We start from the raw sequence: 8,582 nt of genomic DNA on the forward strand, positions 1-8,582 counted from the left end.
CGGATTACGGGCGGTGCGGTCCCATCACGTTCTTCGTGAACAGGGCAATGAACGCCGCGATGATCGCGATCTGGCCGATCGGGCCAACCGCGAGCACCACCTCGAAGATCGAGGAGATCAGGAGGAGCGGCAGCTTGACAATCGGCAGCAGGAAATCGGCGTTGGCCGGATAGCTGAAGAACGGCATGGGAAAGGCTGGTTGAGGGTCCGGGGCGGAACTTAACCACGCCCGGTGGTGAACTGCAGCCCCGGGGGGCGGGTTCCTGCCGCCTGACGTCGGTGCCCGCCTCGGACCGAGTGGTACAAGGCCCGGCGCATCGTCACACCCACGGCGCCTTTCGCTACGAGTGCGAAAATCAGTAGTGCATACTCTTGTTCCACCGATTAGGATGCCATCACGGTTCTCCCCAGCCGTATCACCCACATTGCCAGCGATCACCCGAGGTAGGTGATTGCGATCCACCCACCGGAGCCCCGTTGCCAACCCAGGATGACATAGGACTATCCGCTCGAAGCGAGCGTGCGTTCGTTACCCCGGACGCCAACGACATTCTTTCCGAAGCCCGTGAGCTGCTGCACGATGTGCTGCCAGCGCCGGTTCGCACCGAACACGCCTGGGCTGGTTCGATCGTGCATCTGCACGTCGACGGCCATCAGGTGGTGCACGTGTTGCGGTTGCACGCCGGTACGGCGCGCGCAGACGGCGGTGATGCTGACGTGCGCGTGCACGTGCAGGAACGCTACTTGAGTGTGGCCGGCGTGGTGGGGCTGCTCGATGACGGCGCGGTGCGAACCGGGCTGATGCCGTTGCACACCGGTCGGTATGTGCACGTGACCATTGCCAGTGGGAGCGACGTGCTCGCTGTGCTGTGGCTGCCGAGCGTGCCCGTGTTTCGCGTGTCCGATCGACTGATGGCGTGACCGATCGGTTGCCACGCAGCACGCGTGTGTGAATGAATGACCACCCCCGCGACGTTCACGTCGCGGGGGTGTGTTCTTTGTGCAGGGTCGCTCGATGGTTCTCCCCGTGTAATGGACCGGGGAAACAGATCGGTGCGCTCGGCATCGTGGGCTGACGCGGTGGCTGTCGGGCGAATCCTCACGCACACGGGGGGTTTCGCCGCTGATCGGAACAGGCTGGTTCCGTCAGGTTACCGGACACATGTCCGATGCTCCGTTCTTCCGGCTGGTGGTGGCCCTGCTCGGTGGCACCCTCTCCTCCCTCGCTCCGGTGTTCGCGCGGGCGCAGCCCGCTGCGTCTCGCGAGTACGATCCCGCGTCGCGCCTGCCCTTCCCGCTGGGGGAAGTGCTCGATTATCGCGTGAGCGTGTCGCTGGGCGGCAACATCGGCCGCGGCCAGATGCGCGTGGAAGGCCCCGTGACCGAGCGCGGCATTCCCACCTGGCGCCTGGTCTCCGAGATGCAGGCCAAGCGCGCGTTCGTGAAGGCCACCGATCGGACCACGTCGTGGGTGGATCCGGTGAAGTTCGCCACGCTGCGGTTCGAAAAGAGCGAGCGACATCCGCTCGCGCGTTCCGACGAACAGGTGGAAATGAACCTCGTTGCCGGTACCTGGCGCGATGACGACGGCCGCGAGCAGACGCTTGGGTCACCACTGCCGCTCGACGAACTCTCGTTCCTCTACTTCCTGCGCACCATCCCGCTTGATCAGGAAGGCTCGTATCAATACCACCGCCATTTCGATGAGCAGCGTAACCCGACTCTGGTGACCGTCGGTGCGGAGGAAACGGTGCAGACCGAGGCGGGCCGCTTTACCACTCGCGTGGTGATCATGCACGTGAAGGACCCTGCGCACTATCAGGGTGTGGGATTGATCCGGATCAACCTCGACACATCCCCCTGCCACATCCCGGTGCGGATCGTGAGCCGGATGCCGATCGTGGGCACGACCACGCTCTCGCTGGTGGCGCGCAGCGCCAACGCACGGTGCGAGGCGTGATGAGCCGTGCGCACGCACGTGGCCAGCAGTCGGACAATACCCTACAGATGCGAAATCTGACCCCCCACCAAAGTTCCGGACTAATCCGACCGCTCGCGGACGGTCCCGAAGCGAATCTCATCTCCAGAGGCGAGTCGATGGCGCGTCACCGCCGCCGCATATGCCGGAAGTGCTGGACCATTCAATTCTGACTGCTGGAGACCTCACGATGCGCTCGATGATTTCGCATCTCGCCATATCCGCCGCCGCGCTCGTGCTCATTGCTGCCACGCCTGCAGCCCCAGCCACCTTGTCGCTCCGCGAAGGCAGCAAGCTGTGGTTCGACGGGACGAGCACGCTGCGCAGCTGGACCTGCACCGCCGACCAGATCGACGCCGCACTCTCGAGCCCCGACGAGGCGGTAATCGCGAATACGCTCGATGGCAGGAAGGTTGCCGGCACGGTGCAGGTGGATTTCCCCGTGAGCAAGCTCGAGTGCAAGAACGGCACGATGAACGAGCACATGGGCAAGGCGCTCAAGACGAAGGAGTTCTCGAGCATCCGCTTCACGATGCAGAGCTACGAGGTCGCCAAGGGCGGTGCCGTCACCGGCACGCTCCAGGGGACCTTGCAACTCTCCGGCAAGACGCTGCCGATCGCCGTCCCGGTCACGTTCGGTACGGCGGCCGATGGCGGTCTGCGGGTCACGGGTAAGGTGCCGGTGAAGATGACCGACTGGGACGTGAAGCCCCCCACGCTGATGATGGGCACGATCAAGGTCGGCCCGGTGGTCACCGTGAACTTCGATTTGCAATTGCAGAAGGGTGGGACGGTCGCGCAGTAACGCGACGGCGCACCCCATCTCGCAAGACCCGTAGCAGACAGTGATTCCGACGCAGTCCAATGCAGCATGACCGATTGGTCACCTCCCCTCCGATCATCTCCGAGACGCGAATTCATGACTCGTACACGCCTCTTCCTTGCCGCCGGCCTTGTGGTCGCCCTCAATCCGCTGGGTGCGCAATCCGTCACCGACAGCGTGGGTACGTCCCAGCGGAAGCTCGACATTCAATACGTGCGTCCGCAGGACCAGCGCGGTATCAACATGTTCGAAACGCCGAAGATTGCCGGCGCGGCGTACGATGGCTTCAAGATCCAGTGGGGCGCGGCCTTCGCGCAGCAGTTTCAGGGGCTGACACACAAGAACACGGCGCAACCGCTCTCGCAGGCCGGCACGCCGGCCATTACCAATCGCAACCAGCTGCAGGCGATGGGTAATGGGTTCAACAATGCCGTGGCCAATGCCTACCTGCATGCGCAGCTCGCGAAGGGTATCCGCATTCAGCTCACGAGCTACCTGTCGGCGCGTCATCACAATGAGACGTGGGTAAAGGATGGATTCATCCAGATCGACGAGTCGCCGATCGACCTGCCCATCCTGAACGAGATCATGAAGTTCACGACCGTGAAGATCGGTCACTTCGAAATCAACTACGGTGATTTCCACTTCAAGCGCTCGGACAATGGCCAGGTGGTCTACAATCCGCTGGTCGGGAACCTCATCATGGACGCCTTCACGACCGAAGTCGGCGCCGAGGCGATCTTTCAGAAAAACGGCCTGCTCGGTGTGGTCGCCCTGACGAACGGTGAGGTGCGTGGGCAGACGCTACGCGCCAGTGACCGGTCGCCTGCCTTCATGGCCAAGGTCGGCTTCGACAAGCAGCTCAATGCCGATGTGCGTACCCGCCTCACGGCGTCCTTCCGCAATCAGGGGTCAGCGGCGAACGGTACCCTGTACAGCGGTGATCGTGCCGGTTCGCGCTACTACTACGTACTCGAGAACACCGCGTCGACGGAATCGGCCAACTTCACGTCGGGCATGATCAACCCGGGCTTCACCGACAAGAACAACGCGATCATGGTGAACCCGTTCATCAAAGTGAAGGGTGTCGAGCTCTTTGGTCTCTGGGAACGCGGCAAGGGTCGCTCGGCGAGCGAGACGGTGGTCCGCGAAGTCAATCAGCTGATGGGCGAAGCGACGGTGCGGTTCCTCAAGGGGGACAAGCTGTTCCTCGCGGCTCGCTACAATAAGGTCGACGGTGATCTCGGTTCGTATCGGGTCACGCCGGTAACGGGTGCGCCGGTGACCGTCAGCAACAGCGATGTGGCCGTCACCCGTCTGAACGCCGGTGGTGGCTGGTTCATCCTGCCGACGCTCCTGCTGAAGGCTGAAGTCGTGACGCAGCAGTACGACCGCTTCAACTCTCTCGATATCCGCAATGGCGCGAAGTGGCGGGGCTTCGTCCTCGAGGCGGCGACGAGCTTCTGAGTCTCCTTCGCGGCTCGCGCCGCAACCGCCCCCGCACCGACTGGTGCGGGGGCGGTTGCGTTTGGAGCGTGCTTGCTGTCAACGGCGCCGGGAGTAGCTTCGGGCACATGACGACTTCCACTTGGCTTCTCCGGGGCACACGCACCCTGTTGGCGTGCGGCGCGCTGCTCACTCCGACGCTGGCGGCGGCACAGGGCACCTCGCGTCCATCGCGGGCGCCGGCCACGCGGTCCGGCTTCGCGACCGATCGGCTCGCCCGTATCGATGCCATGCTCGACGCCGCAGTGCAGAGCGAAGAGATCGGTGGGCTCGTCGCGCTGGTGCTGCGTGACGATGCCGTGGTGTACGAACGCGCCGTGGGGTGGCGGGACCGCGAATCACGCGTACCAATGACCACGAACACGCTCTTTCGCATTGCTTCGCAGACCAAGGCGCTTACGAGTGCGGCGGTGTTGATGCTCATGGAAGAGGGCAAGCTCGGCCTCGCCACGCCTGCGTCGACCTTCATGCCGACCTTCGCCAAGACCACCGTGATGCAGCGGACCGGCGCGGGGGACGTGGAAGTCCCCGCACAGCGCGCCATCACCATCAAGGACCTGCTCACGCATACGGCCGGCATTTCATATGGCACCGATGCGCGCGTGGCGGAGCGTTATCGTGCCAAGGGGCTGGGGCCGGCGGCTGGCTTCGGCTGGTACACCGCGAACAAGACCGAACCGGTGTGCGTCAGCATGGACTCACTCGGGACTCTTCCCTTCGTCGCGCAACCCGGCGAACGGTTCGTGTACGGCTACAATACCGATGTGCTGGGATGCATCGTGGAGCGCGCCTCCGGTGTACCGCTCGACCGCTTCCTGCGCGAGCGCCTCACACAGCCGCTCGGCATGAACGATACGTACTTCTTCGTCCCCTCGGCGGAGCGCGCGCGTTTGGCGACCGTCTATCGCAGCGAGCAGCGGCGCACGGTTCGCGCCGACACCGGCGCGCGAGGGCAGGGGCATTATGTCGACGGACCACGGGCCAGTTTCGCCGGCGGCGCGGGGCTCGTTTCCACCGCCCGGGACTATGCGCGTTTTCTGCAGATGATCGCGCACGGCGGGAGCTGGAATGGTCGACGCTACCTGGCGCCGCACACCGTGGCGCTCATGACGACCGATCAGATTCCCGCGATTTACGGGCCGAACGCCGGCTTCGGGCTGGGCTTCGAAACGGTCGAGCGCTACGGCGCGTCCGGTATGGCGTCCAAGGGGACGTTCGGCTGGGGTGGCGCGTACGGATCCAACTACAAGGTCGATCCGGCCGAAGGGCTCGTGATCGTCGTCATGATCAACCAGCTACCCACGACGAGCGACGTGGTGGCTCGCTTCCAGACAATGCTCTACGCGTCGCTCGTGGAGAGCCGGCAGCGCTGATCGGGGTCAGTAAAGGGAGCCGGTCGACGACGTGACCACACCACGGTTCACGCTGTACGTGTACACGGGTGTAGTGCCCGTCCAGCTGCTCACGTTGAACGCCTGCCCTGCCCGGACACGCACGGCACTGACGGGTGCATACGTGAGTGGGGTGTTCGCCACACAGGTGCGGGTCACGGTACCGGCGACACTGAGGTAGTACGCGCCGGATGCGGTGCCGAAGGTGGTCGTGCCCCCACCGGGCAGCACGCCGACACCAGTCCCTTCGTCTACGCCAATCGCCCGCGGTGCCGACGCCGTGTTGGCCTGCTGCAGCCGCGCGAGGAATGTGAGCAGGCGCCCCATGCGATCACGAATCACGAAATGCGAATCGGTGATCACATTCGCGAGCATCGGCACGGTGAACAGCGCGGGCTCGAGGGTGATGGAGGCGTCGAACGGATTGGTGAGCGCCACCGTCGATGTCGTCGATATCCCTTGCGCCGAATACACGTACTGCCCGAGCACGGCGAGTCCCGCGCTTGTGCCGCCGATGGGGACACCCGCCGCGATGCGCGCGTTCACGCGCGCCTGCAGTTGGGTGCCGCGCCACAGGTTCACGTACGTCGATTGATCGCCACCGGTGAGGAACAGGACCTCGGCCTTGTTGATCGCATTGAGTACCTCCGGCGCATCGGCACCGGCGCGTGACGTGATGACGATGCTTGTCACCGCGTTGGCACCCAGCCGCTGCAGGTAGCTGTTGTACCCGTTCGTGCCGCTGGTGCGCAGCACCACCACGTCGCCATATCCGCCGCCGCTCCGGGTGCCGCCGCGCGCCAGGAGCCATGTCATGCCCGCGTCGAGATCCGTACCGCCACCCGCGAGGTAGACACCGCCGACGGGCGTGGTCACCACATCGGTGGCACCCTTCGTCGTGTACATGGTGAACCCGGCTGGAGGCGTCTTGGCGAGACGAGCGGATTCGAGAGGGTCGGCGATGCGGGTCGAGTCGCCGCAGGCACTCGCGCCGGCGAGCAGCAGAGCCGCCGCGCCGCGGGTCATTCGGGTCGTGGTCATGGGGAACGTTAGCGCCGCATCATGCACGGCGCGAGCCAATGGGACGGGGTGCGGCGCGCCGTCCCATGAAAACAACAGCGGGGCGGCGATGTCATCGCCGCCCCGCTGTTGTTCATGCCGCTCGCAGTTACAGCGAATACGCCATGCGCACGTACAGGAAGCGACCGTTGAAGCCGAACGGCGACAGCCCCGAGAAGCGGTAGACGCCGAACGTTCCCTGGCCGCTGTAGCCCGTGGCCACGTCACCGAGGTCCGTGATGCGATCCGGGTAGACGTCGAACACGTTGTCAGCACCCATCGTGACCTGCGTACGCTTGAAGAGCTTGTACGCGGCGCTCACGTCGGTGATGAACTTCGGGCTGAGTTCGAGGTCGGGCACCTGGCGGGCGCCAGCGGCCGCCGTGGCCTGACGGCCCGTCACGGCCCCGAAGCGCTGACCGCGCAGGGTGAACGTGAAGTCGCCCTTCTCGTACGAACCGTTCATCACGAGGTTGTTGCGCGGCTGACCCACTTCGATGCGACCGCGCTCGGCACGACCGAACAGCACTTCGCTCAGGTTGCCGAGCTGCGCCGGCGTGTTCACCACGACCTCGGTCACACGGGTCTGGTTCTGGTTGTAGCCGCCGGTGAGCTTGATCACGCCGTTGTTCTTCAGGTCGATACCGTAGTTCACGACCACGTCGATACCGTTCGTCTCCGTGTTGATCGCATTCGTGAAGTAGCGGCCACCACCGATGCCCGTGAAGCCGTTCTGGGTGAAGAAGTTCACGATGCCGGTGCCGATGAAGTTCTCGGACAGCACGATACGATCACTGATCTTGATGTTGTAGTAATCGCTCGTGATGGTGAGGCTCTTGGTGGGCTGCAGCGTGATGCCCGCGCTGAGGTTCACCGAGTTCTCCGGCTTCAGGTCACGCGCGCCGAGGAGACGGGCTTCGCGGCTCGCGACCGGGAGCGTCTTGATATCGACCGGCAGGCCGTTCACGAAGGTCGTGGCCGTGGACGTGAAGTAGCTCTGCTGGAGCGACGGGGCGCGGAAGCCGGTCGCCGCCGCACCACGGATGGCGAACTTGTCGGTCGGCGAGAAGCGCGTGGTCAGCTTGCCGGTGGCCTTGCCGCCGAAGTCGCTGAAGTTCTCGACGCGCGCCGCGGTCCCCACGAGCCACTTCGACGTGAGATCCGTTTCGAGGTCGATGTAGGCCGCTGCCGCCGTCCGGCTCTGGTCGAGAGCATCCGACGGCGAGAAGCCGGGGAACACCTGCGAGCCCACGAGCGCGATGGTGGTGTTGCCGGCCGCGTTGCGGACCGGGTTGCCGGCCGCGTCGAGCACCGGCACACGGCCGTTGATGTACGACGCTTGCTCACCGGCCTCGATGGAATAGTTCTCCCAGCGGAACTCAGCACCGCTCGACACGCGCAGCGGCTTGCCGTTCAGGTCGAACTGGCGCGTGACGTCGAGGTTCGTGAGCGCCTGTCCGAAGCCGAGCGTACCGGCGTCGAACGTCGTCGGGCTGTTGAGCCCCATCGACGCGTTGTTCGAGTTGCTGATGATGAACTGGAAGGAGTTCGCGCCGTATACCTGGCTGAGGTCCCAGTCCCATCCCTTCACCGTGCCCTTGGCGCCGCCACCGATCGCGACGTCGCCGATGTTGGATTCGATGTTGGGGAGGAAGCCATCGGGGTACAGCTTGGACACGACCTGCGTGGTCTGAATCGGGCGGCGGAAGAAGCCCGTGGAGCGGCCGTCGCGCACGCCGAAGGAGCCGAAGCTGTAGAGCTGGAGCTTGTCGTTCACGACCTGCGCCGCGTTGAACATGCCGACGATGTCGGCGGTGGCGGCGTC

Annotated in this window: 8 protein-coding genes; 5 read left to right on the plus strand and 3 right to left on the minus strand. The window is 64.6% G+C overall.

The features are described 5' to 3' along the window. Window positions 1-4 precede the first annotated feature (4 nt). Window positions 5-187, minus strand: a complete 183-nt coding sequence (locus tag ACIQ6O_RS09510) for a hypothetical protein (protein ID WP_396207552.1) — start codon at window positions 185-187, stop codon at window positions 5-7. Window positions 188-477: 290 nt separating this feature from the next. Between ACIQ6O_RS09510 and ACIQ6O_RS09515 the strand changes: the two genes are divergently transcribed. The 5 genes from ACIQ6O_RS09515 (at window position 478) to ACIQ6O_RS09535 (ending at window position 5,680) form a co-directional block, all read left to right on the plus strand. Then, complete coding sequence (locus tag ACIQ6O_RS09515; protein WP_396207553.1) at window positions 478-921, plus strand: hypothetical protein; 444 nt, start codon at window positions 478-480, stop codon at window positions 919-921. Window positions 922-1,162: 241 nt separating this feature from the next. After that, on the plus strand, window positions 1,163-1,960 hold the full coding sequence (locus tag ACIQ6O_RS09520; protein WP_396207554.1) for a DUF3108 domain-containing protein: 798 nt from the start codon (window positions 1,163-1,165) through the stop codon (window positions 1,958-1,960). 208 nt (window positions 1,961-2,168) lie between these two features. Further along, window positions 2,169-2,783: a YceI family protein gene (locus ACIQ6O_RS09525; protein WP_396207555.1), complete on the plus strand. Its 615-nt coding sequence runs from the start codon at window positions 2,169-2,171 to the stop codon at window positions 2,781-2,783. A gap of 114 nt (window positions 2,784-2,897) precedes the next feature. Further along, on the plus strand, window positions 2,898-4,268 hold the full coding sequence (locus ACIQ6O_RS09530; RefSeq protein ID WP_396207556.1) for a hypothetical protein: 1,371 nt from the start codon (window positions 2,898-2,900) through the stop codon (window positions 4,266-4,268). Between the two features lie 107 nt (window positions 4,269-4,375). Continuing rightward, window positions 4,376-5,680: a serine hydrolase domain-containing protein gene (locus ACIQ6O_RS09535; RefSeq protein WP_396207557.1), complete on the plus strand. Its 1,305-nt coding sequence runs from the start codon at window positions 4,376-4,378 to the stop codon at window positions 5,678-5,680. 6 nt (window positions 5,681-5,686) lie between these two features. Here ACIQ6O_RS09535 and ACIQ6O_RS09540 read toward each other — a convergent pair whose 3' ends face one another. After that, on the minus strand, window positions 5,687-6,739 hold the full coding sequence (locus ACIQ6O_RS09540) for a cyanophycinase (RefSeq protein ID WP_396207558.1): 1,053 nt from the start codon (window positions 6,737-6,739) through the stop codon (window positions 5,687-5,689). Between the two features lie 127 nt (window positions 6,740-6,866). Further along, window positions 6,867-8,582, minus strand: a 1,716-nt coding sequence (locus tag ACIQ6O_RS09545) for a TonB-dependent receptor plug domain-containing protein (RefSeq protein ID WP_396207559.1), incomplete at its 5' end; no start/stop codon positions are given.

Source organism: Gemmatimonas sp., assembly GCF_044345575.1.
Taxonomy (GTDB): Bacteria; Gemmatimonadota; Gemmatimonadetes; order Gemmatimonadales; family Gemmatimonadaceae; genus Gemmatimonas.